Here is a 23,263-nt window from a genome sequence, read left to right as displayed (position 1 = left end):
GAACGGTCGCGAACCGGGTGCGGCCGCCACCGCTCAGTGCTGCGGCGGCGCGTCTCCGGGTCCGCTGCCCCAGGTCAGGCTGGGTGCCGTCGACAGGGTGTAGCGCAGGCGCCCACCGGTGGTGATCGTCGATGCGGGCAACCACGATCGGGTGGTGCGGCGCCCGTCGACGCTGAGCCGCTGGATGTAGATCGCGTCGGTGCTGTCGCGCGGTGCGTCGATGGTCAGGGTCCGGCCGCTGTCGAGCCGCAGCACCGCGCGGGGGAAGACCGGCGTGGTCAGGGCCAGCTCGCCGCGGGTCGGTACCACCGGGTACAGGCCGAGGGCGGAGAAGACGTACCAGGCGCTCATCGTGCCCGCGTCGTCGTTGCCGGGGATGCCGCCGGTGCCGTCGCTCCACAGCTTCGTGGTGATCGCGTGCACGGTCTCCTGCGTCTTGTACGCCGCGCCCAGGTACCCGTACAGATAAGGGGTCTGGATGTCTGGTTCGTTGGTCGCGTCGAAGCGGGTGGCCTTCGTCGCGCTCAGGTCGAAGCTGCCGTCGGGGTTGCGGAAGAACGCGTCGAGGCGCCGGACGGCGACCTCCGGCCCGCCCATCGCGGCGGCCAGGTCCACCAGGTCGGAGTAGACCATCCAGGTGTACTGCGCGCTGCTGCCCTCGACGAAGCCGGTGCCCGTGGACGGGCTGAAGCCGTCGGCCCAATGCCCGTCGGCGTAGCGGTCGCGCATCCAGCCGACGAACGGCCCGTCCTCCGGTGCCGGGGTGGGCACCGCCGGGTCGGCCAGCTCCAGCTCGCCGAGCTGCACGATGTCGGCGCCGGAGTTGGCGGTCACCTCCAGCCGGTAGTACAGGTACGGCTTCGGCTCGGCGACGGTGAACTCGCGGGTCTGCCCCCGCTCGGTGAACCGCTGCCCGGTACGCGCGTCGACCGGCGACCAGGTCTCGCCGTCGGCGGAGCCGAGCAGCAGCCAGTCCCGGGGGTCCCGGCCGGGCTCGTCGTTGGCGGAGGTGACGGCGTAGTTCGTCACGGTCAGCGGGGACTTGAGCTGGGCCTGCAGCCAGCCGGTCGGCGCGAACGTGAGCCACTTGGTGCCCTTGTCGCCGTCGAACCCCTGCGCCCTGCCCTCGTACGGGGCGTTCTCGCCGCTGGCCGTGATCGCGTCGATCTGTTCCCGGACGTTGTGCGCGAGCCCTGGGTCGGCCCGGGCGGCTGCGTCGAAGACGTGGCGCCAATTGTGCGAGCGTTCCAGGAAGCGCTGCTGCCCGTCGGCGTCGCCGAGCGCCCCGGCGAGCTGGGACAGGCCGTAGTCGGCCGCCGCGTCCTCCAGGGTCTCGGCGGCACCGCCCCAGCAGTGGCAGTCGTCGGCGGGCACGTACCCGAGGGTGAGGTACTTGTCGAGGGCGGGGCGCTGGCCGACACACTCGACCGGGCAGCCCGCGTCGCTGCTGTCGTTCGCGGTGGGCACGGTCGCGGCGCGCGCCAGCGATTCGTACGCGCCCCGCACGTCGAAGTCGCGGGCGCCGTACGCGTACATCCCGGCGATGGCGGCGGCCGACGGGTCGCCGGACATGACGCTGGTCTTGCCGTGCTGCAGCAGCCACCGGTCCCACTCGCCGTCGCGCTGGCCCGCGTAGTTGTACAGCGACTGGGCGAAGTCACTGGCCATCCGGGTGTCCAGCAGGGCCAGCAACTGGACCTGGGCGCGGTAGACGTCCCAGCCGGAGAACGTGCCGTACTGGGCCTGCTGGGGTGCGCGGACGGCGTGCACCGCGCCGTCCGCGCCCGTGTACCGGCCGTCGGCGTCGCTGGTGAGGGTGGGTTCGAGCTGGGCGTGGTACAGCGCGGTGTAGAACGTGGTCTGCTGCGCCACCGTGCCGCCGCCGATCGCGATCTGCCGCAGCCGCCGGGTCCATGCCGCCCGCGCACCGGCCGCCATCGTCTCGAACGGCAGCGTGGCCGGGCTCTCGGTGGCCAGATTGGCCTGCGCGCCGCCCTGGCTCACGTACGAGATCGCGAGGCGGACCCCGACGGTCGTGGTGCCCGGCGCGAACGTGACGTACCCGCCGGAGCCCTTGCCCGCCACCGGGCGTCCCGACCCGCTGTACCCGCTGCCGCCCCGCGCGTCGGTGCCGCCCCTGGTCAGCGCGGCGTCGGTCCACGTGCCGCTCTCCGCGAACGGCTGGTCGAGCGTGGCCACGAAGTGCAGCGTGTAGTACGCCCTGCGGTTGTCGGCGCTCTGCGGCCCGCAGAAGTTGCCCGCGGTGACCGAGCCGCTGACCGTCCGCGCGGACGGGTCGATGTGGACGGTCGCGTCCGTGCTGCCGGTCTCCGACATCGAGGTGCGGAACAGCAGGCTGGCGGGCTTGTCCGCGGGAAAGGTGAACCGCCCGAATCCGGTGCGGGGCGTGGCCGTGAGTTCCGCGCCCGCCCCGCTGTCCAGCCCGACCCGGTAGTAGCCGGGGCTGGCGGCCTCGTTGGCGTGCGAGAACGTGCTGGCGTACACCGCGTCGGTGGTGTCCGCGGTGGGCGCGGTCGCGATCGCGCCGACCTGCGGCATGATCGGGATGTCGCCGTTGCCGCCCGAGCAGCCGACCCCGCTGAGGTGGGTGAGGCTGAAGCCGCGGATGCGGGTGGCGGTGTACTGGTAGCCGCCCGGTGCCGGTGTGGCGACCTGGTTGCCGCGCGAGGTCTGCGGGCTGAAGGCCAGCATCCCGAACGGGGTGACCGCCCCCGGATACGTGTTGCCCGCGTTGGTGGTGCCGATGAACGGGTTGACGTAGGCGGCCGGGTCGGTGATGAGGCGGGCCGGGGCGGCGCCCGCAGCGGCCGCGCCGAGCGGCACGGTCAGGACCACCCCGGCGAGCACGGCGACGGTACGGAATCCGAACACGGGCAACTCCCACTGACATCGATGTCATATCGACTGCAGTGGTCAGCTTCCATCGACCTTCACCAATGTGTCAACGGGTTGCCGCAGGCCGTTCAGATGGTCTCCGGGGGAACTGCCGCGTACGCGGTGCGGAGCGCCTCGATGATCGGATGGGCGGGATGGAACGCGACGCCGTCGATCCGGGAGATCTCCCGTACGCCGATCGCGGCGTTCGTCGCGAACGCCGCCTCCATGCCGGCCAGATCGGACACCCGCACCCGCATCGTCCGGTGCCGGTGCGCCTGCCGCAGCAGCCGCATGGTCACGCCGGACAGGCAGGCGGCGTCGGGCCAGATGACGTCGGAGCCGTCGTACAGGCCGATGTTCCAGGTCGCGCCCTCCGAGACGTGACCGGTCGGGTCGGCGAACAACGCGTCGTCGAATCCGTTCAGCCGGGCGGCGCGGCGGTGGTGCAATGACCCGAACAGCCCGACGCTCTTGACCTCCGGCGCGTCGCGGACGTACGTGGTCGTCCGTGCGGTGAACGCGGTCGGCGCCGAGCCGGCCGCCGCCCGCGCGGTGACCAGGGTGTGCGGGTCACGGGCGAGATCCGGGCTGCCCGGGTCGATGGCCGGGTCGAAGACCGTGACCCGGACGGTCGCGGTCCCGGTCGCCGGGGCCGCGTTGCGGATGTGGTGGCGCAGCCGGCCGGCGTCCAGGTCGGCGCCGAACAGCTCCCGGCAGTCCCGGATCAGCCGGTCGAGGTGCAGGCCGAGTCCGCGGACGCAGCCGTCCTCGATCCGGAAGCTGGTGAAGTGGCCGTAGTTCGTGAGGGCCAGCTTCGCCAGCTCCTCGACGGTGACCGGCCGCCCGTTCAACTGCGCCATGGCCACAGCATCGCAGCCGGCACGACCACTCTCGGTCGTGCCGGCTGCGACTCGGGTGAGGAAACGTCAGAGGTTGTCGGCGGACAGCTGGTTGCGCAGTTTGGCCAGCGCCTTGGTGAGCAGCCGGGACACGTGCATCTGGGAGATGCCGACCTGGGCGGCGATCTGCGACTGGGTCAGGTTGCCGTAGAACCGCAGCGTCAGGATCTTCTGCTCGCGGGCGTCGAGGGTGGCCAGGGCGGGGCCGAGCGCCACGCGGGTCTCCGCGATCTCGTACTCGTGGTCCTCGGTGCCGAGCGTGTCGCCGAGCGAGGTGGTGCCGTCGGCGTTGATCGGCGTGGACAGGCTGGTCGCGGTGTACGCGCGGGCGCCCTCCAGCCCCTCCAGGACCTCCTCCTCGGTCAGGTCGAGGTGCCCGGCGATGTCGGCCACCGTCGGGCTGCGGCCGAGCGTGTGGGTGAGGTGCGCGTTGGCCTCGGTGATCGACAGGCGCAGCTCCTGCAGCCGACGCGGCACCCGCACCGACCACGTACGGTCACGGAAGTGACGCTTGAGCTCCCCGATGATGGTGGGGATCGCGTAGCCGGTGAAGTCGACGCCGCGCTCGGGGTCGAACCGGTCGATGGCCTTGATGAGCCCGATGGTGGCGGTCTGGATCAGGTCGTCGGTGGGCTCGCCGCGCCCGCTGTAGCGGTGCGCGAGGTGCCGGGCGAGCGGCAGCCATGCCTCGATCGTCCGGTCCCGCAGCTGGGCCCGGTCCGCGGCGGGGGCCGTGGCGAGGGCATCGAGCAGCGCGGCGGCGTTATCCGTCGGGGTGTCGGGCCGGATCGCGGTCGGCGCCTCGGCGGTCAGTGTCGCGGTAGCGGTCATGTCAGTCGTCCTCCCTGGCACCTGCCCGCCGCGCCGGTTCAGGGGGAACTGCCGGCCGGGCCAGGTGTAGCTATCTGCGCGGATCGATGGCTGTTGGAGCAACCACCGACGGCCCGCACGTACTAGGCCGTTCGGATAAGAACAACTTAACTGATAGGTCGAGCGATGACTAGCCGAAAGTATGAGTCACGTTGTGTGACGGCTCCGCTACGCTGGACGGCCACTCGGAAGGGTGAAGCGATCTCTCCGCCGCCCGCCGGTGTGCGTGCCCCCGGGGAAAGGGCTTGACGGGCTCCCGGCGTGGGGATGGGCGACGGAGAGCGCTTCTCTGGAGTTTCATCGACGCCTGTATTAACAGGCAAGCAATCTGGGTTCCGGAACACCGCACCCCGCGAGGCGGGCTTGTATGCTGGCGGCGGGCCGTGACTGGCGCGTTCGGATGGGTCAACCATCGGGGAGCGGTCCCGTCACCTGACGTATGCCGTGCGCCTGGGCCTCTTCACCTGTGATAGGGAGGTCCGATGCCTGCACTGAACGCTGAATCGACTGCTTTCCGTTCCGCCCTTGAGGCCGTCCGCGCCGTCGAGCCCCGCATCGCCGACGCGATCGCCAAGGAGCTGCACGACCAGCGCGAATCCCTCAAGCTCATCGCCAGCGAGAACTACGCCTCCCCGGCCGTACTGCTGGCCATGGGCAACTGGCTCTCCGACAAGTACGCCGAGGGCACCATCGGCCGCCGCTTCTACGCCGGCTGCCAGAACATCGACACCGTCGAGTCGGTCGCCGTCGAGCACGCCAAGGCGCTGTTCGGCGCCCCGTACGCGTACGTCCAGCCGCACTCCGGCATCGACGCGAACCTGGTCGCCTACTGGGCGGTGCTGGCCGACCGGATCGAGGCCCCGGCGCTGGCCAAGGTCGGCAAGCGCAACGTCAACGACATGACCGACGCCGAATGGGCAGAGCTGCGCGCCGCGTTCGGCAACCAGCGGATGCTCGGCATGTCGCTGGATGCGGGCGGCCACCTCACCCACGGCTTCCGCCCCAACATCAGCGGCAAGATGTTCGACCAGCGCAGCTACGGCGTCGACCCGGCCACCGGCCAGATCGACTACGCAGCCCTGCGGGAGACCGCCCGCGAGTTCAAGCCGCTGATCATCGTGGGTGGCTACTCGGCGTACCCCCGCAAGGTGAACTTCCGCATCATGCGCGAGATCGCCGACGAGGTCGGCGCGACGTTCATGGTGGACATGGCGCACTTCGCGGGCCTGGTCGCGGGCAAGGTCTTCACCGGCGACTTCGACCCGGTGCCGCACGCGCACATCGTCACCACCACCACGCACAAGTCGCTGCGCGGCCCGCGCGGTGGCGCGGTGCTGTGCCAGCCCGAGCTCGCCGACCAGGTCGACCGCGGCTGCCCGATGGTTCTCGGCGGCCCGCTCGGCCACGTCATGGCCGCCAAGGCGATCGCGTTCGCCGAGGCCCGCCAGCCGGAATTCGCCGACTACGCACAGCGCATCGTGGACAACTCCCAGGCGCTGGCCGAGGGCCTGCTCAAGCGCGGCGCCACAGTGGTCAGCGGCGGCACCGACAACCATCTCGTCCTGATCGACGTCGACAAGTACGGCCTCACCGGCCGCCAGGCCGAGCAGGCCCTGCTGGACTCCGGCATCGTGACGAACCGCAACGCGATCCCGCAGGACCCGAACGGCGCCTGGTACACCTCCGGCATCCGGGTCGGCACGCCCGCCCTGACCACCCGCGGGCTCGGCGCGGCCGAGATGGACCAGATCGCCGAGCTGATGCACACCGTGCTCAGCCAGACCAAGTCGGGCGCGTCGAAGGCCAAGTTCGACCTCGACCCGGCACTGGCCGACCGCATCTCCAAGCAGGCCACCGAACTCTTGTCGGCGTTCCCCCTCTACCCCCAGGTTGATTTGGGCTGAGTTCTCGTTGGTCGCACGTTCGTCGTGCGCCATACCGCTGCTCCCGCCGACAACGGGTGCGGGGATCCATTCGCCTTGCGGCTCATGAGCGGATCCCCGCACCCTGCCAGGTCCGTGCGTCCACAAGCGACGGGCCGGGGGAGGGGTGCGCTCTCGACGCGACTCGCGGCTGCCCCAGAGGGCGCTCGGCGGGTCAGGCGCGCATGACGGTGGCGATGGGGATCCGGGCGGCGCGGATGGCCGGGACGAAACCGCCCAGCACACCGGCGACGATGCCCGCGACGATACCCGCCACCCCGGCCTCCCAGGGGAACTGCACGTTGTGCAGCAACGGCTCGGAATCCCCGACCAGGGTGGTGACCAGCTTCAGGCCGGCGATGCCCGTACCGATCGCGGCGGCCGCGGTGAGCAGCCCGGTCAGCAGCGTCTCGGCCAGCACGATGCCCGCCAGCAACGTACGCGGGGTGCCGACCGCGCGGCGCAGGGCGAACTCCTCCACCCGCTCGCCGACCGTGGCCAGGCCGACGTTGAGGATGCCCGCGACGCCGATCAGCAGGACCAGACCGGCCATCGAGAAGAAGACCAGCCGGATCAGCTTCAGTTCCTTCTCGCGTTGCTTGTGGGAGTCGATGGTCTCCGGGTACATGTCCACCCCGGCGCCCTTGAGCCGCGACGTCAGCACCTGCTCGACCGGGGTCGGCGGCGCCAGCATGACCCGCAGTTCGCCGTTGGCCAGACCGGCGGCGGGCAGCCAGTTGGTCAGCTCGTCGAGCCGCGCGTAGGCGTGCGGTTGGGTGTCGCCGTCGTCGACGACGCCGATGAACTGCGGCGTGAGATTGGTGGGTGCACCGGCGACGCGCATCTCGGCGGGCACGCGGTGCTGCTGGAAGCCCTTCGCCGCCTCCCTGTTGAGCACCAGCCGCGGCGCCATCGCCGGCACGGTCGTGAAGTCCAGCCAGCGCCCCGACTGCGGCCGGAACGGCCGGAACGTACGGATGTCGCCGGTCAGCGCGGTGAGCCGGACCTCGACCGCCTCGCCGACCGGGCCCGACGACATGTCCTCGCAGTGGCCGTCCGGGAAGCAGGTCTGACCGCCGCCCCAGCTCTCGCCGATCGGCGCACCGCCCTCGTTGACCGGCCGGACGCCGGGTTCGCCGATGATGCTGGAGACCGTCAGCGACGCCACCGCGTCGGACCGGCCGTGGACGCTCCTGATGACGATGTCGGCCGCCTGCGGATTCGCCGGCATGTCGATCGTGCGGGTGCCGTCCACACCGGACGTGAGTTCCAGGTCGGCCAGCATGGCCCGGTCCGCGATGCTGGCGCCCGCCTGCACGACCACCACGGCGAGCACGCCGAGGAACAGGCTCACCATCGACAGCAGCGTCCGCAGCTTGCGCGCCCGGATGCCCTGCAGACCGATGATCAGCGATGACCGGTACCTCCCCGAGAACCGCCTCATGCTGAGCCCGCCTCCGGCATGCGCTCGGTGAGGACCCCGCCGACGAGGTCGTGGATGCGGCCCATCCGGGCCGCGTGGTCGCGGTCGTGAGTGACCAGGATGAGTCCGCAGCCGCGCGTGGTCGCCTCGGTCAGTGCGTCGATCACCACGGTGCCGGTCTCGGTGTCCAGGGCGCCGGTCGGTTCGTCGGCCAGCAGCACCCGGGGACGGCGGACCAGTGCCCGGGCGATCGCCACCCGCTGCTGCTCGCCGCCGGACATCCGGGCCGGGCGGTTCTTCGCGAGGTGGGCGATGCCGACCTGGTCGAGGGCGTCGAGCACCCGGGCGCGGCGTTCCCGGCGGGGCAGCCAGCCCTGGCCGTTGACCAGCGCCATGGCCACGTTCTGCGCCGCGGTCAGGTGCTTGAGCAGGAAGAAGCGCTGGAACACGAAGCCGAAGTGCGAGCTGCGCAGCTTGGCGGCCCGGCGTTCGGAGATCCGGCTGATGTCGCGGCCGTCGAGCAGGTACTCACCGGCGTCGGGCCGGTCGAACAGGCCGATCAGGCTGAGCAGCGTGCTCTTGCCGGACCCGGACCGGCCGACGATCGCCACGCTCTCCCCGGCCCGCACGGTGAGGTCGGCCCCGGCCAGGATGGTACGGGGCTCCGCCTGTCCTTTGAGGACCTTGGTGATGCCGGTCAGCTCGATCAGCGGCTGGCTCATCTGGGCGCTCCGGAAGCGCCGTCCCCGGGGTTCTCGCCGCCGGGCGGCGCCGCGGGCAGGTCCGGCCCCGGGACGGCGATGGTCTCGTCACCCCGCAGGCCCGACTTGATCTGTACGACCTTGCCGTCGGTGAGCCCGAGCACCACGTCCACGGTCCTGCGTGTCCGGTCCGCGCCGACCACGTCGACCTTCCCCCGGCCCTGGACGCCGGCGACCGCCTCTACCGGCAGCACCAGCGCCTTGCTGGCCTTGGCGGTCACCACTTCGAGCGTGACCGCCGCGCCGTTGATCAGCTTGACGGTGTCCGGGGCGACGCAGACCAGCCGCATGCCGGTCGGCTCCGAGCCGCCGCTCTCGGCCGGGGGTGCCTCGGGTGCCTCGGGCGCCTCCGCGGGGGCGGGCTGCCCCGACTGCTGCGGCGCGGGCGTCTTGGGCGCGGGCGGCGCGGGGATGGTTCCGGCCGGCAGCGCCGCGATGGTGCCCAGCGTCGTACAGGTGAAGGGGCCCGGCCCGTTCTTGATCTGCCCCCGGACGGTCTTGACCGCGCCCGACACCCGGTACGCCTGTTCGCTGTCGATGTCCGCCACGATGCCGTATCCGGCGTGCTGTGCGGAGATGACAGGCATCCCGGCCGTGACGTCGGCGTGGTCGTCCATCAGCCGCCCGGCCAGCAGGGAGTCCTTCGGGATCTCGACGCGGCGTGGCACCCCGTCACGCCACACCGTGGCGACCCAGATCGGCCGGGTGGCGGGGGTCTTCGACGGCTGCCGGTCGACGTAGCGCAGCTCGCCGTCGGTGGGTGCGACGATCCCGAACACCGGGTTGATGGTCACCTTGCCGGCCAGGCTGATCTGGTTGGAGAGGTCCTGCCGGGTCGGCTTCACGGTGGTGAGGACCGTGCCGCGTGCTTCGAGATCCGGTGTCTCGGGCTTGTCCTTGGACCCTGTGCAACCGGAGAGGAGGGCGAGTGCCAGCACCGTCGCGCCGGCGCAGGCGAGTCTGCGTCCGTCCACCGATTCTCCTTCGCCTGGCCGTTCGGACAGTCCGGGCGATCATCACGAACGTGGATGAAGCCCGGCGAGGAGGCTACCGGGATCATGCAAATCGGTGCCGGTCAGCCGCCGACCCGGTGCAGCGTGACCTCCGTCAGCGCCCCGCCGTCCGCCAGCGCGGTCAGGTACGTGTGGCACGGCTGGCGGCGCCGGTCGGTCGGTGAGCCCGGGTTCAGCAGCCGCAGGCCGCCCGGCGCGACCGTGTCCCACGGGATGTGCGAGTGGCCGAAGACGAGCACGTCCACGTCGGGGAACCGCGCCGCGCAGCGCGCCTCGCGCCCAGTGGCCTGGCCCGTCTCGTGGATCACCGCGAAGCGCAGCCCGCCCAGCTCGGCGCGGGCCACCTCGGGCAGCCGGGAGCGCAGCGCCGGGCCGTCGTTGTTGCCGTAGCAGCCGATCACCCGGGCCGCGCGGGCTTCGAGCGCGTCGAGCAGTGACACGTCCACCCAGTCGCCCGCGTGCAGGACGACGTCGGCGGCGTCGACCGCCTCCCACAACTCGGTGGGCAGGTCCTTCGCGCGTTGCGGCACGTGCGTGTCCGCCATCAGCAGCAGTCGCATCGGGGCCGAGACTAGCGCATCACGAGGGGCGATACGGACGTATAGCCAACTGTACGTCTGTGTAGTAGGCTGCACGCGTGAGTAGCGCACGTGCTGCCGAGGATCTCACCGCACGGGCCCGGATCCGGGACGCGGCGATCGATCTGTTCGCCGAGCACGGCTTCGCCACGGCCACGGTCCGCGACATCGCCCAGCGCGCCGGGGTCTCCTCCGGGCTGCTGCGGCACCACTTCGGCTCCAAGGAGGGCCTGCGCGACGCCTGCGACGAGTGGGCCATGGCCCGGGCGGCCGAACTCCGCGAGCAGGCACTCTCCGGGGGCGGGCTCGCCGACGAGACCTTCCTGCCCTCTGTGCACCCCGAGACGATGCGCCTGCAGGCGTACCTGGTGCGGTCCATGATGGAGGGTGCGACCACCGCGATGTTCGAGCGGATGGTCGAGGCGGGGGAGCAGTGGCTGGCCGGTGCCCCCGTCACCACGAACGATCCGCGTGCGTTCTCCGCGGTCATCGCCGCGATGAAACTCGGCATGTTCCTCATGCGCGATCAGCTCTCGCACGTTCTCGGCAGCGACGTGGCCGAGCCCGCCGGGCACGGCCGGATGCTGCGCGCGGCGATCGACATCTTCGCCCAGCCGCTGCTCACCGCAGAACAGGCCGACCAGGCGCGGGCCGCCCTGGACCGCATCATCACTCCGATGGAGAAATCATGACCGCGGCGATCGAGGTACAGGCTCTGGTCAAGAGCTTCGGACGCACCAGGGCCCTGGACGCCCTCGACCTGAACGTACGGACCGGGGAGGTGCACGGCTTCCTGGGGCCGAACGGGGCGGGCAAGACCACCACCATCCGCATCCTGCTCGGCCTGGTCCGCGCGGACTCCGGCACCGCCCGGCTGCTCGGCGGCGACCCGTGGGCCGACGCCACCGCCCTGCACAAGCGGCTCGCGTACGTGCCGGGCGACGTGACGCTGTGGCCCAACCTCTCCGGCGGGGAGGTCATCGACCTGCTCGGCCGGTTGCGGGGCGGGCTCGACCCGCGGCGCCGCGACGACCTCGTCGCCCGGTTCCAGCTGGATCCGCGCAAGAAGGGCCGGGCGTACTCGAAGGGCAACCGGCAGAAGGTGGCGCTGGTGGCCGCGCTCGCCTCCGACGTCGAACTGCTGATCCTCGACGAGCCGACCTCCGGGCTGGACCCGCTGATGGAGGAGGTCTTCCGGGAGGTGATCCGCGAGGAGAAGCAGCGCGACCGTACGGTGCTGCTGTCCAGTCACATCCTGGCCGAGGTGGAGGCGCTCTGCGACCGGATGACGATCATCCGGGAGGGGCGGGCCGTGGAGACCGGCACGCTCGCCGAGATGCGGCATCTCACCCGTACCTCGATCCAGGCCGAGCTGAGCGGCGCGGCCGACGGCCTCGCCGGTCTGCCGGGCGTGCACGATCTGCGTACGGACAACGGCCGCGTGGTGTTCGATGTGGACACCGACGCGCTGGAGCCCGCCCTGCGGGCTCTCGTGCAGGCCGGGGTACGCAGCCTGGTCAGCCAGCCGCCCACCCTGGAGGAGCTGTTCCTGCGCCAGTACCAGGGTGACCAGTACCAGGGTGACCAGTACCAGGGGGACGGGCGATGACCGGCGCCGGCCGGCTGGTCCGGCTCATCCTGCGCCGCGACCGCGTGCTGCTGCCGCTGTGGGTGGTGCTGCTCGGCGTCATCCCGGTCAGCTACGTCGCCTCGTTCAAGGGGCTGTTCCCCACGGCCGCCTCCCGCCAGGAGTACGCCGACGTCAGCATGCACAACGCGGGTTTCGTCGCCCTGTACGGCCGGCTCACCGGCGCCGGCATCGGTGAGCTGGTGGCCTGGCGGGCCGGGTTCATCCCAGTCATGATCGCGCTGTTCAGCCTGCTCACCGTCATCCGGCACACCCGCGCCGACGAGGAGGCCGGGCGCAGCGAACTGATCGGCGCGGCGCCCGTCGGCCGCCGGGCCCAGCTCGGTGCTGCCCTGATTGTCACCGGCGCCGCCAACGTCGTGCTCGGCGCCATCCTCACCGCCGGGATGCTCGGGCAGGGCCTGCCGGTCGCCGGATCGCTGGCGTTCGGCGCGGAGTTCCTGCTGGCCGGGTGGGCGTTCGCGGCCGTCGGGGCGATCGCGGCGCAGCTCACCAGCAGCGCCCGCAGCGCCCGCGCGATCGCCGCCCTCGCGCTGGGCGTGGCGTGGGTGCTGCGGCTGGCCGGTGACATCAGCGCGGTCGGCTCCGGCACGCTGTCCTGGCTGTCCTGGCTGTCGCCGATCGGCTGGGTGCAGCACATCTACCCGTACGGTGGGGATCGGGTCTGGCCCGCCGTCCTGACCGTACTGTTCACCGCCGCGGCCGGTGCCGCCGCCGTGGTCCTGCTCGGCCGCCGCGACTTCGGCTCGGGCCTGCTGCCCGACCGGCTCGGGCCCGCGACCGCGGCGCCTGGCCTGCGGTCGGCGTCCGCGCTGGCCTGGCGCCTGCACCGCGGCCTGCTGATCGGCTGGACGGTCGGCTTCACCGCGCTGGGCCTGGTCTTCGGCGGCGTCGCGGACGGCGTCGCCGACCTGGTGCGCGACAACGACACCATGGCCCAGATCTTCGCCCGGATGGGCGGGGAGTCCGCGCTGGTGAACACCTACTTCGCCAGCATCGCGGGCATGCTCGGGCTGCTGGCCGCGGGCTACGCGGTGCAGGCCACGCTGCGCATGCGCGTCGAGGAGGCCACCGGGCACGCCGAGGTGGTGCTCGGCACGGCCACCGGGCGGCTGCGCTGGGCCGCCAGCCACCTCGCGTTCTCGCTGCTCGGCCCGACCGTGCTGCTGGTCGTGGCGGGTCTCGTCGAGGGCGTGGTGTACAGGGCGATCGGTGGCGACGTCGCGCCGACGGTCGCGCTGGGCGGGGCGCTCGCGCAGCTCCCGGCGGTGTGGGTGCTGGCGGCCGTGGCGCTGCTGCTGTTCGGGGTGCTGCCCCGGCTCGTCCCGGCGGCGTGGGGGGTGCTGGCGGCCTGCGCCCTGATGCTGCTGGTGGGGACCACGCTGCAGTTCGACCAGTGGGTGCTCGACCTGTCGCCGTTCACGCACATCCCGCACTTGCCGGGCGGGCACGCGTCGGCCACCCCGCTGGTGGTGCTCACCGCCGTGGCCGTGGCACTCGGCGCCGCAGGCCTGTACGGGCTACGCCACCGCGACATCCCGGCGGGCTGATGACACGGGCACCGCGGTAGCCGCGTTTTCAGTATGGTTGTGGGCGGACAAGCCGCGCAGGCCAGGGTCGGAGATCACGTCGTGGATGAGTTCGTCGGTGCAGGACACGGCGCACCAAGCGGATCGCGCTACGCCGACCAGCGCCCGTATGTGGTGAGTGATCATCTCGATGACCTGCGCGGGCCGGTCACCGGCAAGATCACGCTGAACCGACGTCTCGACTGGTCCGGGCGCGCACAGTACGACCTCGACAACACCCGCCGGATCGCCAGTATGTACGAAACGGTGCTCCGCGAGGCGACCACCGTCGAGGACCTCACCGAATGGCTGGACGGCCCGACGCTCGTGCGCCTGTGGGCCGGGTTGGTATTGCCCTCACAGGTACGAGAGCTGTGGGAATCCCAGCACCCGGTGCTCGCCGAGGCACGGCGGACCGCCGCGTAGTGCCGCACGAGACGAACCCGGTTCATCGACGTCTTGCCGAGATCGGGCTGCGCGCAGGCGGACCGTTCGGCTTCGCCCTGGCGGGTGGCCACGCGATCGCGGCTCACGGCATTCTCGACCGGCCGAGCGAGGACGTTGACCTCTTCTCCGACGGGCAGCAACGCGCCGATTTTCCACGGGCCGTGGACGCTGTCATCGCCGCGTACCAGCGCGAAGGCTTCGTGATCGCGGTCGATCTCCGCCTGGACACGTTCGCCCGGCCGCACGTCAGTCGGGACAGTTCGCCAGAGGAGCAGCATCGGGTCGAACTCGTGGCGAACTGGCGTGCGCAACCGCCAGTGGAGATGCAGATCGGCCCGGTCCTCCATCCGACGACGTGATGGCGGGCAAGATGGATGCCCTCTACAACCGTGCGGCGGCTCGCGACTTTCTCGACATCGACGCAGCGATTACCGCAGGCCGGTATACGCCGGACGAACTCTGTCGCCTCGCGGCAGACGCCGATGCCGGATTCGACCGCCAACTTTTCGCCCGGATGCTCGGCTCCATCACACGGTTCGATGACCAGGACTTCATCGACTACGGCATCGAACCCCGCGAGATCGCTGCGATGCGAGATCGGATGCGGGGCTGGCAGAACCAGCTCCTGACAGCACAGGAGTGAACGCCGGGACGCTGGGTGCCTCCGGGCTGGTTCAGCAGCCGGCGGGGGCGGCGGCCAGGACGGCGCGGGTCGACCAGGCCATCGCGTCCATGCACTTCGTGGTCAGGTCGGCGGAGACGGGCACCTCGGTCGGCCCGGCCAGGTCGCCGTGCTCGTACGCCTGCACGGTGCGCAGCACGCTGCCCAGCCGCCCCGCCCCGTCCACCAGCGCCTCGGTCACCTCGGCGGCCAGCGGCAGCTGACGGGCCATCACGGCGGGTGTCACATTCAGCAGCTCGGCCACGCCCACGATCAGCCCCGCCATGAACGCGGCCTCCGGCGCCACCGCGGCGTCGCCTGCCACGTTCTCGCACAGCCGGGCCCGGGTCAGTGCCGAGATCAGCTGGTCCTCGGTCGCCTCGGCCACGTCGTCGATCACCATGAGCATCGCCCACTGCCGGATGTGCGAGAGGCCGATCATGACGACGGCCTGGCGTACCGACGAGATGCGGGTGGCGCTGGCCGCCGCGGCGGAGTTGCTGGCCCGCAGCACCCGCAGCGACAGGGCCGGGTCCGTGGCGATGATGTTGTGCACCCGCTCCAGGTCGGCGTCCGCGGCGGACAGCGCGCTGAGCAGTTCGAGGCGGCGGATCCGCGACGGGGACAGGCTGCGGGCGGTGAGGATCTGGGGGCGGCTCAGCGCGTACCCCTGGCGCAGTTCGAGGCCGAACCGGTCGGCCAGCGCGACCTGCTCGGCGGTCTCCAGCCGCTCGGCCACGATCTGCAGGCCGGGACGGCGGCGGCAGGCCGCCACGATCTCCTCCAGCCGGGACAGGTCACCGTCGAGCAGATCGAGTTTCACGTACGAGGCGAGGTCGAGCAGGCGCTCGTGCCCCGATCCCCAGACGAAGTCGTCCAGGGCGATCCGGTACCCGGCGGCGACCAGCTCGGTGATGCCCGCGACGACGGCGTCGTCGACCTCGACCGTCTCCAGCACCTCCAGCACCACCTGCTCGGGGCCGAACGGCAGGGTCAGCTCGCCGGTGAGGAACTCCTGGGTCACGTTGATGAAGCACAAGCGGTCACCCACGACCTCACGGATGCCGAACTCGGTGAACGCGTTCACGATCACCTTGCTGGTCGCGTACGTGTCGCGGTGGCCGGCCTCGACGGCGTCGACGCTGCCCCGGAACAGCAGCTCATAGGCGACCACACCACCGAGCCGGTCGAAGATCGGCTGACGGCCGACATGGACGGGCAGGGTGCCGGACAACGCGCGGGCCACCGAGGGATTCACGGGCCCACCCATCGGCAGCGCGGCTGGGCGCTTGACCTTTTGCTGAGGATTCTTTGCTCTCATTTCCCGCGCCGGGGTGGGTGGCTGCTTCCGCGCCCGGAGGGCGGCCGGGTCTCACGGCCGTGTCGCTGGGCTGGCGTGCGCTCGGAGAGGCGACCGGGTCTCACAGCCTGGTCGATGGCTGGCGCGCGCCCAGCGATCGGCCGAAAGTCGCAGCCGGGTCGGCGGGGAAGTCCCGCTGTCAGCCGATGCGCCCGTGCGGTGGCGCCCGCGAGGCTGCAAGCGGCATCGGACGAGCAGAGGGGCACAGCGCCATGACGGTCGACGACAACCCACCCGCGCGCCAGCGGGTGACCCTGACCGGGATCAGCTCACGGGCGTGGGAGCACCCCGCCGACCGCGGCGCGCTCACCGCGCTGCGCGAGCTGCGCGGCTTCGACGACCTGGTGCGCGGCTTCTTCGGGATGTGGAACGAGCGCGGCTTCCGGCTGTCGTACCTGGCCGGCGCGATCCGCGTCGACCACCGGCAGTATCCGCGGGTGCACCGGCTCTTCGCCGAGGCCGCCGCGGCCCTGGACGTGCCGCAGCTGCCCGAGCTGTACGTCCGGCAGGAGCCGGTCATCAACGGCGAGGCGATCGGGATGGACCGCGCGTTCGTCGTCATCACCACGGCCGCGGTGGAGCGGCTCGACGACGACGAGCTGCGCGCGCTGCTCGGGCACGAACTCGGACACGTCCGCAGCGGCCATGCCGTGTACAAGACGATCATGACGATCCTGACCCGCTGGGTCACCAACGTCAGCTGGGTGCCGATCGGCGCGATCACCCTGCGCGCCATCATCGCCGCGATGTACGAGTGGTGGCGCAAGGCGGAGCTGTCCGCGGACCGGGCGGGGCTGCTGGCGGGGCAGGATCCGGCGGCGTCGCTGCGGCTGTTGATGAAGCTGGCCGGGGGCGGGGACCTGTCGCAGATCGACACGGCGGCGTTCCTGGAGCAGGCCGCCGAGTACGCGGGTGGCGGGGACCTGCGCGACAGCATCCACAAGATCGGCATGACCGCGTGGAGCACCCACCCGGTCCCGGTGGCGCGGGCCGCCGAGCTGAACCGGTGGATCGACTCCGGCGCGTACACGCGGATCCTGGGCGGCGAGTATCCGCGCCGCGACGACGACCGCGACGCCTCGGTCACCGCCGACGTCAAGGCCGCCGCCGCGCACTACTCGGAGGCGTTCCAGGTCTCCCCGGACCCCTTGGTCACGCTGGTCCGGCGGATGGGCGGGGGCGCGGCCGACCTGGGCGACTGGGCGGGCACCCAGGCGGGCCGGGCGTGGTCGTGGGCCGGGACCGCCGCGGACGCGGCAGCGCGGGCGGGCCGCCGCGCCGCCGGCCAGCCCAACGGTACGGACGCCGACGGCGGCTCCGACAGCGCTGGCGGGGGCTCCGACTCCACCGCGAACTAGGATGAGGCGGTGCAGACGCAATCCGGCACCCCGCGGCCCATCACCCGGTACGGCAATCCGGTCCTGCACCGCCGATGCGCCGAGGTCACCGTCTTCGACGACGACCTGCGGCAGCTCGTGGCGGACATGTTCGCCAGCATGGCGGCGGCCAACGGGGTGGGCCTGGCCGCCAACCAGATCGGCGTGGACGCCCGCGTCTTCGTCGTCGACTGCCCCGACGCGACGGGCAAGCACGTCGTGGCGCACGTGGTCAACCCGGTGCTGCACCTGCCGGAGAGCCGCGAGCTGGACGTCGACGGGGAAGGCTGCCTGTCCGTGCCGGGCCCGCAGACGGACGTCGGGCGGTCCGCCCTCGCGTACGTGACGGGGGTCGACATGCGTGGCGAGCCGGTGCGCATCGACGGCACCGGCCGCCTGGCCCGCTGCCTGCAACACGAGACAGACCACCTCGACGGCCTGCTCTACGTCGACCGCCTCCCGGCGAAGCAGCGCAAGCGCCTGCTGGCCGAGAGCGCACAGCACCCGGGCGTCGGCGCGGGCGTGCCCTCGAACTAACGCTTCACCCGTGGCGCTGGTAGACGTCCGGCACGCCGTCGGCGTCCGTGTCGAGTTCCTCCTCGGCGCAGAGCTGACGGTAGTGCCGGTTGCGCAGCCGCAGCACGATCGTCGCCAGCCCCGCCGCTACCAGCGAGCCGATCAGGACGCCGAGTTTCACGTCCCGTTCGCGGGCGGTGCCCACCCCGAACGCCAGCTCACCGATGAGCAGCGAGACAGTGAACCCGACCCCGCCGAGCATCGCCAGCCCGAGCACGTCCCACCAGCTCAGCCCGTCCGCGAGGCGGGCACCGGTGAACCGCTGCACCAGCCAGGTCGCCCCGGTGATGCCGACCGTCTTGCCCGCCACGAGCCCGACCGCGATGCCGATCGTGATCGTTTCGCGCAGGCTCGCACCGAAGCCTCCGGTCAGCGTGACGCCCGCCGCGAAGAACGCGAACACCGGCACGGCGAACCCGGCCGACACCGGCCGCCACCGGTGTTCGAAGTGCTCGGCCAGGCACGGCTCCGTACTGTTCTCGGGACGCGCGACCGGCACCGTGAACGCCAGCAGCACCGCGGCGACCGTGGCGTGGATCCCGGAGGCGTGCACCAGCGTCCACGTCGTGAACGCCAGCGGCAGCAGCAGCCACCACGAGCGCACCTGGCGCTGCGCCAGCAACCCGAACGCGGCCAGCGGCAGCAGGGCGACCAGCAGCGGCACCGGGTGCAACGCCGCGGTGTAGAACACGGCGATGATGATGATCGCCAGCAGGTCGTCCACGACCGCCAGGGCCAGCAGGAAAGTGCGCAGCGCCGTCGGCAGATGGGTGCTGATCAGTCCGAGTACGGCCAGCGCGAAGGCGATGTCGGTGGCGGTGGGGATCGCCCAGCCGCGCAGTGCCCCGTCCGGGGCGTGCAGGTTGATCGCGACGTAGCACAGCGCCGGAACGATCATCCCGCCGATCGCGGCGGCGACCGGCAGCGCCGCGCGCCGGGGGTCGCGCAGGTCACCGGCGAGGAACTCCCGTTTGACCTCCAGCCCGGCCACGAAGAAGAAGATCGCCAGCAGGCCGTCCGCGGCCCAGGTGCTCAGGGTGAGATCCAGGTGCAGCGCCGCCGGACCGACCCGGATGTCGCCGAGGTGGTGGTACGCGGCGGACCATCGCGAATTCGCCCAGATCAGCGCGGTCAGAGCGGCGCACATCAACAGGACGCCGCCGACGGTCTCCCGGCTCAGAATGTCCCCGATGCGGCGCGCCTCGGCCCAGCTTCCGTGCCCGAACAGTCGTGGTGCGGCCATGACGTACCTCCGGGTTGAGGTGACTACGACACCGCCGACCAGACTTCCCGGCACACCATCGCCGACTCTACCGGCCGTGCGACGGTCCCGCGCTGTGCTTGTGCTCAGACCAGACGGAGGCGGACGCGGCGGTTCTGCCGGCCCTTGCTCTCCACCTTGACGATCTGCACTCGGCCGACCTGCGCGGTCGACGCCACGTGCGTGCCACCGTCAGCCTGCACGTCCAGCCCGACGATGTCCACGACCCGGATCTCCGGCATGTCCAGCGGCGGCAGCGCGTCCTGCGTGCGTACCAGATCCGGGATGGCCAGGGCCTCGGCGCGCGGCAGCACCCGCGCCACGATCCTGCGGTCGGCGGTGATCTCGGCGTTGACCGCGTCCTCCAGCGACTGCTTGAACCCGGCCGGCACCTCGGGCAGGTTGAAATCCATCCGCGCCTCGCCGGGTTGCATGTTGCCGCCGGTCACCAGCGCGCCGAAGTCGCGGAACACCGTGCCGCACAGGATGTGCAGCCCGGAATGAGTACGCATGAGACTGCTGCGCCGGTCGTCGTCGATGGCGCCGCGCACGGCCGTCCCGGCGGGCGGCACGGGGTCACCCGGCGCGGGGATCAGGTACAGGTCGTCACCCTTGCGGGTGTCCACGATCCGGGTCTGCACCCCCTGCCAGAGGAGTACGCCGTGATCCGGTGGCTGGCCGCCGCCGCCCGGATAGAACGCCGAGCGGTCCAGCACGATCCCGGCCTCGGGGTCGGCCGGGTCGGAGGAGACGACTGTGCAGTCCCACTCGCGGATCGTCGGGTCGACCCAGTCCAGCCGGTGCGTGTGTCCGTGCTGCTCGAACGCCATCCCGGCAGTCTAGAACCGGGCGGGGGCCAAGCCGGGCGTTGCTTCCCGCTGCGGCGCGGGAAGTCGAGCCGGCGCGGCTACCCGCTGCGGCGCGGCTACCCGCTGCGGCGCGGGAAAGCCAAGTCGGCGTTCGGCCACCTGTTGCTGGCGGATCCGGCCATTGGGCGACCGTACACAGCGGACCTAGCCTCGTGCCGTCATGGATTTCCGTCTGCTTGGTGAATTCGAAGCCGTCCACGAGTCGCGGCCCGTCGCGGTGGGGCGCCGGCAGGAGCGGCAGGCGCTGGCCGCCCTGCTGATCGTGCCCGCGGGCCGGCCGGTCAGCACGGACCGGCTGGTCGAGGCGGTGTGGCCCGACGACCCGCCGCGCACCGCCCGCGGCACCCTGCACACGTACGTGGCGCGGCTGCGGCAGGCGCTGGATCCGTACGGGGTGCGGATCGTGCACGTGGGCGACGGGTACCGGATCGATCCCGGCCCGGCGACCGTGGACGCGTACCGGTTCCGGGAACTCGCGGCCGCGGCCGACACCACTGCCGACCCGGCGCAGCGGGCCCGGCTGGCCGCGGCGGCGCTGGCGCTGTGGCGTGGCGACCTGCCCGCCGACGAGGAGCTGACCCGGTTGCGGCTCCGCCTCGCGGAGGGGTACGCGCGGCTGCGGTTGGACGCGGGCGATTCGGCCGCCGACCTGCTCCCGCTGGCCCGGACGTACCCGGCTCGGGAGCGGCTGGCCGGTCTGGTGATGACCGCGCTGCACCGTGAGCGCCGCCGCGCGGACGCGCTGGCGCTGTTCAGCCGGGTCGCGGGCGCGCTCGCCGAGTCCGGTGGCGAGCCCGGCCCGGAACTCGGACACCTGCGGGACCAGGTGGCGCGGGCCGATCCGGCGTTGGACCGGCCGACCGCGCCCGGGTACGCCGTCCGGGTCCGCGACGAGTGGCTGCCATGGCTGACCGGTGGCCACCCGGCGCTGGAGTTCTGCAACACGTACGCCGGGTGGGGCGCACAACGGCCGCGACGCGCCCCTGGCGGCGGGTTCCGGGCGGAGTGGCTGCGCTCGTACCGGGCGCTGGCGGTGTGGGCGGGCCACGTCGACCTGACCGACGACTGGGTGGTGACACGGCTGCTGACCGCCGCGCGGCGCGACCCCGTGGCCGCGGCGGACGTCCTGGCCGAGGCGCGGGAGCTGCGTACTCATCTGTATGCCTGCCTCACCGACGACCGGGACGCGGCCGCGTTCAAGGCCGTGGCGGACGCGGCCGAGTCGGCGGCGCGGTCGGCGACGTTCGCCCGCGGGGCGGACGGCCTCGGGGGCTGGCGGATCTCGCCGAGCGCCGGGTTGCGCCTGCCGGTGCGGGCCGCCGCGTTGAGCGCGGCGCACCTGCTGGCGGACCCGCGACGGTTCACGGTGCGCGCCTGCCCCGGTGAACACTGCGGTTGGCTGTTCCTGGACGAGCAGGGTCAGCGGCGCTGGTGCAGTGTCGGGACCTGCGGAAGCGCCTGAACCGCCACCGTGATCTCCGGCCGCCCGGAGGACGGCCGGGCCGCTTCGACGGCCCGGACGGTGGGCTCGGCCGGGCGGCGTAACACGGTCATGGGCGGCGCGGCGAGCGGAACCCGTCGACGGTGGGCCGCCAGTCGGCGCTGTCGCGGCTGTCGGCGGTCAGGCCCATCGCCGCGGCAACCGCGATGAGCAGGAAGAAGACGAGGATGCTGAGTGCCATGATGACGTACCCCAATCCGGCGTGATGGCCGGTGCGCACCGGGTGTGTTGTCTTCAGCCTGCCGCCTCGGCCGGGCCGCGGACAGTGGCAGAGATGCCATACATCCACAAAATCCTGCCAGTGCGCGTAGGCTGGATCGCATGTTGGAGCGGGTCGCTGTCATCGTGCTGCCGGAGGTCGCGGTCTTCGAGCTCGGCGTCGTCTGTGAACTCTTCGGCTACGACCGCACCGCCGAAGGCCTGCCCGGCTACGAGTTCGCGGTGTGCAGCCCCGACGGCAGACCGGTACGCACCCATGCGGGCTTCGAGATCACCACGGGCCACGACCTGACCCCGGTCGAGTCCGCCGATCTGGTGGCCGTCGTCCCGTACGACTACGACAGGGAACCGCCCGCCGAGGTCCTGGACGCGCTGCGCCGGGCGCACGCCCGCGGCGCCCGGCTGATGAGCATGTGCACCGGCGCGTTCGCGCTGGGCGCGGCGGGACTGCTCGACGGGCGCCGCTGCACCACGCACTGGCGGCACACAGAGGCGCTGGCCGCGCGGTTCCCGGCCGCGCGGGTCGACCCCGACGTCCTCTACGTCGCCGACGACCGCGTGCTCACCAGCGCCGGCACGGCGGCCAGCATCGACCTCGGACTGCATCTGGTACGCCAGGAGCACGGCTCGGCGGTGGCCACCGCGATGGCCCGCCGCATGGTGGTCCCGCCGCACCGCGACGGCGGGCAGGCGCAGTTCATAGAGACCCCGCTACCGGCCCTGGGCCACTGCGACACACTGCAGCCCGTCCTGAACCGGGTGCTGGAGGAACTCGACCAGGACCACACGGTCGACACGATGGCGGCGCAGGCGCACATGGCGCCGCGGACGTTCGCCCGGCGGTTCCGGGCGGAGACGGGCGTGACCCCGCACGACTGGCTGACCGGTCAGCGAGTGCTGCTGGCCCGGCGCCTGCTGGAGGACTCCGACCTGGGCGTGGACGCGATCGCGGTGCGGGCGGGGTTCGGATCGGCGGCCACGCTGCGGCACCACTTCACGCGGCGGCTCAGCACGACCCCGCAGGCGTACCGGGCGACGTTCCAGCACCGGGCCGCCTGATCCTTACGGCACCAGAGTGAGTCGCGGCCGCTCGACGAGTTCGGCCAGCAGCTTCGTGACCTCCAGGACCATGCGGACGACCGGGCCGGGGTTGCGCAGACGCAACTCCACGCCCCGGGCGTCCGCGGCCCGCTTGGCGGCGACGAACACCCCGATGCCGGATGAGTCCAGGAACGTCACGTCGCTGAGATCGACCACGATCCGGCCGCCGTCGCGGGATGCCACGACCTCACGCAGCACTTCGCGTACGGCTGCGGAGGTGCGGATGTCGATGTCTCCCTCGGGGGAGACGATCACCGTGTCGTCGGCAAGTTGCAGGGTGCAGTCGAAGGACATGACGGTCCCGCCTTTGTG

Annotated in this window: 23 protein-coding genes and 1 riboswitch; of the genes, 11 read left to right on the top strand and 12 right to left on the bottom strand. The window is 72.0% G+C overall.

Translation table 11 applies throughout. The annotated features are described in order from the left end of the window. Positions 1-33 precede the first annotated feature (33 nt). The 3 genes from ACMCNN_RS27125 to ACMCNN_RS27115 form a co-directional block, all read right to left on the bottom strand. Positions 34-2,892 (bottom strand): GH92 family glycosyl hydrolase, encoded by a 2,859-nt coding sequence (locus ACMCNN_RS27125; RefSeq protein WP_412743321.1) that lies wholly within the window; start codon positions 2,890-2,892, stop codon positions 34-36. Positions 2,893-2,984: 92 nt separating this feature from the next. Beyond that, positions 2,985-3,758 carry an aminotransferase class IV family protein gene (locus ACMCNN_RS27120; protein ID WP_412743320.1) on the bottom strand — a complete coding sequence of 258 codons (774 nt, stop codon included), beginning with the start codon at positions 3,756-3,758 and terminating at the stop codon, positions 2,985-2,987. Between the two features lie 66 nt (positions 3,759-3,824). Then, positions 3,825-4,628 (bottom strand): RNA polymerase sigma factor SigF, encoded by an 804-nt coding sequence (locus ACMCNN_RS27115; RefSeq protein WP_412743319.1) that lies wholly within the window; start codon positions 4,626-4,628, stop codon positions 3,825-3,827. A gap of 412 nt (positions 4,629-5,040) precedes the next feature. After that, positions 5,041-5,130, top strand: a riboswitch (ZMP/ZTP riboswitch). Between the two features lie 19 nt (positions 5,131-5,149). On the opposite strand from ACMCNN_RS27115, the gene ACMCNN_RS27110 reads away from it, so the two are divergent. After that, on the top strand, positions 5,150-6,571 hold the full coding sequence (locus tag ACMCNN_RS27110) for a glycine hydroxymethyltransferase (RefSeq protein ID WP_412743318.1): 1,422 nt from the start codon (positions 5,150-5,152) through the stop codon (positions 6,569-6,571). Positions 6,572-6,764: 193 nt separating this feature from the next. Here ACMCNN_RS27110 and ACMCNN_RS27105 read toward each other — a convergent pair whose 3' ends face one another. The 4 genes from ACMCNN_RS27105 to ACMCNN_RS27090 all read right to left on the bottom strand — a co-directional run bounded on the left by ACMCNN_RS27105 (position 6,765) and on the right by ACMCNN_RS27090 (position 10,346). Further along, complete coding sequence (locus ACMCNN_RS27105) at positions 6,765-8,033, bottom strand: FtsX-like permease family protein (protein ID WP_412743317.1); 1,269 nt, start codon at positions 8,031-8,033, stop codon at positions 6,765-6,767. After that, positions 8,030-8,734: an ABC transporter ATP-binding protein gene (locus ACMCNN_RS27100; RefSeq protein WP_412743316.1), complete on the bottom strand. Its 705-nt coding sequence runs from the start codon at positions 8,732-8,734 to the stop codon at positions 8,030-8,032. The genes ACMCNN_RS27105 and ACMCNN_RS27100 overlap by 4 nt, the downstream gene beginning before the upstream one ends. Then, the gene (locus ACMCNN_RS27095; protein ID WP_412743315.1) at positions 8,731-9,747 is read right to left on the bottom strand and encodes an efflux RND transporter periplasmic adaptor subunit; all 1,017 of its coding nucleotides are present in this window, start codon (positions 9,745-9,747) and stop codon (positions 8,731-8,733) included. The genes ACMCNN_RS27100 and ACMCNN_RS27095 overlap by 4 nt, the downstream gene beginning before the upstream one ends. Before the next feature lie 101 nt (positions 9,748-9,848). Beyond that, positions 9,849-10,346, bottom strand: coding sequence for a metallophosphoesterase family protein (locus ACMCNN_RS27090; RefSeq protein ID WP_412743314.1), 498 nt, complete (start codon positions 10,344-10,346; stop codon positions 9,849-9,851). 77 nt (positions 10,347-10,423) lie between these two features. Here ACMCNN_RS27090 and ACMCNN_RS27085 point away from each other — a divergent pair, with 77 nt between their 5' ends. The 6 genes from ACMCNN_RS27085 (at position 10,424) to ACMCNN_RS27060 (ending at position 14,670) form a co-directional block, all read left to right on the top strand. After that, a complete protein-coding gene (locus ACMCNN_RS27085; RefSeq protein ID WP_412743313.1) occupies positions 10,424-11,056 on the top strand; it encodes a TetR family transcriptional regulator in 633 nt (210 codons plus the stop codon). Then, entirely contained in the window at positions 11,053-11,973 is a 921-nt protein-coding gene (locus ACMCNN_RS27080) for an ATP-binding cassette domain-containing protein (RefSeq protein WP_412743312.1), read from the top strand. The genes ACMCNN_RS27085 and ACMCNN_RS27080 overlap by 4 nt, the downstream gene beginning before the upstream one ends. Continuing rightward, the gene (locus ACMCNN_RS27075) at positions 11,970-13,562 is read left to right on the top strand and encodes an ABC transporter permease (protein ID WP_412743311.1); all 1,593 of its coding nucleotides are present in this window, start codon (positions 11,970-11,972) and stop codon (positions 13,560-13,562) included. The genes ACMCNN_RS27080 and ACMCNN_RS27075 overlap by 4 nt, the downstream gene beginning before the upstream one ends. Before the next feature lie 81 nt (positions 13,563-13,643). After that, complete coding sequence (locus ACMCNN_RS27070; protein WP_412743310.1) at positions 13,644-14,006, top strand: hypothetical protein; 363 nt, start codon at positions 13,644-13,646, stop codon at positions 14,004-14,006. After that, a complete protein-coding gene (locus ACMCNN_RS27065; protein ID WP_412743309.1) occupies positions 14,006-14,386 on the top strand; it encodes a nucleotidyl transferase AbiEii/AbiGii toxin family protein in 381 nt (126 codons plus the stop codon). Before ACMCNN_RS27070 ends, ACMCNN_RS27065 begins: the two co-directional genes overlap by 1 nt. Beyond that, positions 14,383-14,670, top strand: a complete 288-nt coding sequence (locus ACMCNN_RS27060; protein ID WP_412743308.1) for a hypothetical protein — start codon at positions 14,383-14,385, stop codon at positions 14,668-14,670. Before ACMCNN_RS27065 ends, ACMCNN_RS27060 begins: the two co-directional genes overlap by 4 nt. Before the next feature lie 31 nt (positions 14,671-14,701). On the opposite strand, the gene ACMCNN_RS27055 is transcribed toward ACMCNN_RS27060, so the two are convergent. Beyond that, on the bottom strand, positions 14,702-15,946 hold the full coding sequence (locus tag ACMCNN_RS27055; protein WP_412743307.1) for an EAL and HDOD domain-containing protein: 1,245 nt from the start codon (positions 15,944-15,946) through the stop codon (positions 14,702-14,704). A gap of 314 nt (positions 15,947-16,260) precedes the next feature. Here ACMCNN_RS27055 and ACMCNN_RS27050 point away from each other — a divergent pair, with 314 nt between their 5' ends. Continuing rightward, positions 16,261-17,406, top strand: a complete 1,146-nt coding sequence (locus ACMCNN_RS27050; RefSeq protein ID WP_412743306.1) for a M48 family metallopeptidase — start codon at positions 16,261-16,263, stop codon at positions 17,404-17,406. A 9-nt stretch (positions 17,407-17,415) separates the two neighbouring features. Then, complete coding sequence (gene def, locus ACMCNN_RS27045; protein WP_412743305.1) at positions 17,416-17,961, top strand: peptide deformylase; 546 nt, start codon at positions 17,416-17,418, stop codon at positions 17,959-17,961. A 4-nt stretch (positions 17,962-17,965) separates the two neighbouring features. Here the strand turns inward: def and nhaA are convergent, their stop codons facing one another. Beyond that, the gene (gene nhaA, locus ACMCNN_RS27040; RefSeq protein WP_412743304.1) at positions 17,966-19,243 is read right to left on the bottom strand and encodes a Na+/H+ antiporter NhaA; all 1,278 of its coding nucleotides are present in this window, start codon (positions 19,241-19,243) and stop codon (positions 17,966-17,968) included. A 104-nt stretch (positions 19,244-19,347) separates the two neighbouring features. After that, on the bottom strand, positions 19,348-20,091 hold the full coding sequence (locus ACMCNN_RS27035) for an alanyl-tRNA editing protein (RefSeq protein WP_412743303.1): 744 nt from the start codon (positions 20,089-20,091) through the stop codon (positions 19,348-19,350). 199 nt (positions 20,092-20,290) lie between these two features. Here ACMCNN_RS27035 and ACMCNN_RS27030 point away from each other — a divergent pair, with 199 nt between their 5' ends. Beyond that, on the top strand, positions 20,291-21,592 hold the full coding sequence (locus tag ACMCNN_RS27030; protein ID WP_412743302.1) for a BTAD domain-containing putative transcriptional regulator: 1,302 nt from the start codon (positions 20,291-20,293) through the stop codon (positions 21,590-21,592). Positions 21,593-21,680: 88 nt separating this feature from the next. Here ACMCNN_RS27030 and ACMCNN_RS27025 read toward each other — a convergent pair whose 3' ends face one another. Next, positions 21,681-21,812, bottom strand: a complete 132-nt coding sequence (locus ACMCNN_RS27025; RefSeq protein ID WP_412743301.1) for a hypothetical protein — start codon at positions 21,810-21,812, stop codon at positions 21,681-21,683. 140 nt (positions 21,813-21,952) lie between these two features. Between ACMCNN_RS27025 and ACMCNN_RS27020 the strand changes: the two genes are divergently transcribed. Further along, positions 21,953-22,909, top strand: a complete 957-nt coding sequence (locus ACMCNN_RS27020) for a GlxA family transcriptional regulator (protein ID WP_412743300.1) — start codon at positions 21,953-21,955, stop codon at positions 22,907-22,909. 3 nt (positions 22,910-22,912) lie between these two features. Here ACMCNN_RS27020 and ACMCNN_RS27015 read toward each other — a convergent pair whose 3' ends face one another. Further along, positions 22,913-23,245 (bottom strand): STAS domain-containing protein, encoded by a 333-nt coding sequence (locus tag ACMCNN_RS27015; protein WP_412743299.1) that lies wholly within the window; start codon positions 23,243-23,245, stop codon positions 22,913-22,915. Positions 23,246-23,263 lie beyond the last annotated feature (18 nt).

Source organism: Krasilnikovia sp. MM14-A1004 (assembly GCF_047159485.1).
GTDB lineage: Bacteria > Actinomycetota > Actinomycetes > Mycobacteriales > Micromonosporaceae > Actinoplanes.
The sequence above is the reverse complement of the archived record's forward strand: the minus strand, read 5'-3'. Positions and strand labels throughout refer to the sequence as shown.

Bases quoted from the DNA above. Each gene is read 5' to 3' on its own strand.
- ACMCNN_RS27120 (WP_412743320.1), bottom strand. From the start codon at position 3,758: ATGGCGCAGTTGAACGGGCGGCCGGTCACCGTCGAGGAGCTGGCGAAG.
- ACMCNN_RS27115 (WP_412743319.1), bottom strand. From the start codon at position 4,628: ATGACCGCTACCGCGACACTGACCGCCGAGGCGCCGACCGCGATCCGG.
- ACMCNN_RS27110 (WP_412743318.1), top strand. From the start codon at position 5,150: ATGCCTGCACTGAACGCTGAATCGACTGCTTTCCGTTCCGCCCTTGAG.
- ACMCNN_RS27105 (WP_412743317.1), bottom strand. From the start codon at position 8,033: ATGAGGCGGTTCTCGGGGAGGTACCGGTCATCGCTGATCATCGGTCTG.
- ACMCNN_RS27100 (WP_412743316.1), bottom strand. From the start codon at position 8,734: ATGAGCCAGCCGCTGATCGAGCTGACCGGCATCACCAAGGTCCTCAAA.
- ACMCNN_RS27090 (WP_412743314.1), bottom strand. From the start codon at position 10,346: ATGCGACTGCTGCTGATGGCGGACACGCACGTGCCGCAACGCGCGAAG.
- ACMCNN_RS27080 (WP_412743312.1), top strand. From the start codon at position 11,053: ATGACCGCGGCGATCGAGGTACAGGCTCTGGTCAAGAGCTTCGGACGC.
- ACMCNN_RS27075 (WP_412743311.1), top strand. From the start codon at position 11,970: ATGACCGGCGCCGGCCGGCTGGTCCGGCTCATCCTGCGCCGCGACCGC.
- ACMCNN_RS27050 (WP_412743306.1), top strand. From the start codon at position 16,261: ATGACGGTCGACGACAACCCACCCGCGCGCCAGCGGGTGACCCTGACC.
- nhaA (WP_412743304.1), bottom strand. From the start codon at position 19,243: ATGGCCGCACCACGACTGTTCGGGCACGGAAGCTGGGCCGAGGCGCGC.
- ACMCNN_RS27035 (WP_412743303.1), bottom strand. From the start codon at position 20,091: ATGGCGTTCGAGCAGCACGGACACACGCACCGGCTGGACTGGGTCGAC.
- ACMCNN_RS27030 (WP_412743302.1), top strand. From the start codon at position 20,291: ATGGATTTCCGTCTGCTTGGTGAATTCGAAGCCGTCCACGAGTCGCGG.
- ACMCNN_RS27025 (WP_412743301.1), bottom strand. From the start codon at position 21,812: ATGGCACTCAGCATCCTCGTCTTCTTCCTGCTCATCGCGGTTGCCGCG.
- ACMCNN_RS27020 (WP_412743300.1), top strand. From the start codon at position 21,953: ATGTTGGAGCGGGTCGCTGTCATCGTGCTGCCGGAGGTCGCGGTCTTC.
- ACMCNN_RS27015 (WP_412743299.1), bottom strand. From the start codon at position 23,245: ATGTCCTTCGACTGCACCCTGCAACTTGCCGACGACACGGTGATCGTC.